This window comes from Polaromonas sp. P3_C2, from assembly GCF_056402675.1.
In genome coordinates, this window is record NZ_JBFUGX010000628.1 from 1 (window position 1) to 2,397 (window position 2,397).

1 protein-coding gene and 1 pseudogene are annotated in these 2,397 nt (G+C 56.8%); both read left to right on the plus strand.

Annotated features, from left to right (window positions below; translation table 11 throughout):
• Positions 1 to 347: pseudogene (locus AC1DWI_RS19955) on the plus strand (glycosyltransferase); the annotation flags it as partial.
• 678 nt (positions 348 to 1,025) lie between these two features.
• Positions 1,026 to 2,132, plus strand: coding sequence for a porin (locus tag AC1DWI_RS19960; RefSeq protein ID WP_477725552.1), 1,107 nt, complete (start codon positions 1,026 to 1,028; stop codon positions 2,130 to 2,132).
• Positions 2,133 to 2,397: the final 265 nt, after the last annotated feature.

The following is a 2,397-nucleotide window of genomic DNA, read 5'->3' on the forward strand; positions in this document are numbered from 1 at the left end:
CGCGACGCCTGCGGGGCATTACCAAAAACAACTTCTATACGCTCTACGATATTGCGATGCTCGGCATTACCTCTCACTCGCGCGTGCCGTTACGGCTCGCGACGATGATCGGTTTTGCGCTGTCGGGCTTGAGCTTGCTGGTCTCCCTCGTCTATCTGTTACTCAAACTGCTGTTCTGGAACCAGTTTTCGATGGGCACGGCACCGGTACTGATAGGCGTGTTCTTTTTCGCATCGGTACAGCTGTTTTTTATAGGCTTGCTCGGAGAATATGTCGGCGCGATCCTGACCCATGTCATGAAACGTCCGCTCGTCGTCGAACGTGAACGCATTAATTTCGATAATTGAGACGGCCGAGCCGACAACTCCATTCGGTAGTGTAATTTTCTGAGCCTTGTTCGAGCTGCTGCTCGGGACCTGCACCGATCTGGTTGTCGTCGATCGAAATGTGGGATGGTGTCATCGGTGTCCACGCGCTGGCCAATCACGACTGTGCCACGCTCAGAAGCTGGCTGCTCGACAGCAACTGGTACCTGACCTACGGCCGCTTTTACCTTGCCGATACGCTTCGGCCATTGCTGTCAATCTGGATATTTTCAAGCTCTGGATCACCGTGATGGTGCTCGGTATCGCCGGGGAAGTACGCCGCCTTGGGAGGACATCTTTAAAACATTGAACCAGCGGTTGCCGCATGGCTACCTGCCGCCGTATTGAGCKTCCCGCTCTGGCATGTTTTCTTCGGCTACATGCCAATGCTCGGCTATATCGCCAGATCAGTAGCGAGCAGCCAGGCTGCGTTCTGGCCGAAGAATCAGTCGCAAAATCATTTAATTACTTTTTATAACCATAAATGTCATTGYTGGCAAGAGACTATTTACTTATTTTTTATAACTAAAACCCCATTAACCTCATGCAGTGATTAGCGATTTCACGCGGTGTTTGCTGTCCGCAAACAACAGTGCATGGGACCTGTAGGGCGGCGTCGAATCGATAAGCACGCTTATATCAACAACATTAGGAGACCTGATGAAGACCAAACTATTTGCACTTTCCGTGCTGTCCGCTGCCAGTTGCGCCGCTCAGGCCCAAAGCTCCGTCACGCTGTATGGCGCGGTTGATACCTATTTGGAAGTCGCGTCTGCTGGCAACGGCAATGTGACACGCGTCTCCAGCGGGGGAGCCATGGGTTCGCGTTTCGGGTTTCGCGGTACGGAAGACCTCGGCGGCGGCCTGAAGGCGAATTTCGTGCTGGAGGCCGGCTTTTTAACAGACACGGGCGCTGGCACAGGTACTGCGACCATTCCCACCAGCACTGTGCCGACTGGGGCTAATTACATGTTTCAGCGCCTGGCGATCGTGGGCTTGAGTGGTGACTTCGGCGCCGTCAACATCGGCCGCCAGTACACGCCGCATTTTGGAACCATGGCGGCTTTTGACCCTGCCGGATTCACGATGTCCGGCGCCCTGAACTATTACGCGGGGCCGGGCGTAGGTATCAACGGTGGCTCGCTCTCTGACGCCACCACCCGCCGGGACAATTCCATCCAGTACACAACGCCGACCTGGAGCGGCTTCAAGGCCAATGTGTTTTATGCTTTCGGCGAATCGACCGGCGCGGGCGGCCAACCCAAGTCCACCGGCAACGTGCTCAACATCGCAGCCGGCTACAGCAGTAGCACGCTTGCGGCGCAAGTCAGCTACCTGACGGAAAAAACCATCTACATAGTCGGCAATACCGATAAATACACTGACGTCGCTGTCTCCTACGATTTCGGGTTCATCAAGCCGTCTGCCATCTTTGTGCGCCGTCGCGGCGACACGACTGGTGCGCCCGCGCTTGACGCTTACCAGATCGGCGCCTCGGCACCTGTCGGCGTAGGCAAGCTGATCGCCACCTACGGCCAGCTCAAAAACAAGACCACGGCGAATTCGGATTCCAAGGCCATAGGCCTGCGCTACGACTATCCGCTGTCCAAGCGAACCAYGATCTACGGCGGCGCGACCAGGATCAGCAACCAGGCCAACGCAGGCTACACCATCAGCGGCGGCGGTGGCAGTTCGGCTGGCCTGGCGCTCTCGGCGGTCGGCCAAAGCCCGAAGTCGCTGTACGCGGGTATTGCACACGTGTTTTGAGGCTTCCGCTCCAGGCTGATGTGCCTGGCAGCGATCTGGAATCGCCGTATGACGTGCCACGTCATGCGGCTTTTTTATGAGCGCCTCGCCGGGGGAACACTGCATCCAGGCGCGTGTTCCGGCCGGTTTATAAATGATGAACCAGGTTCATGTCCGGACGTTCCAGCCACCGGGCATATTCTTCGGCAAGCTGCCCGGCTTTCGACGTGGCCTGCGACCATGCGCGTATGCGTGCCTGGATATCGGGGCCGTAGCGCATGAAGTC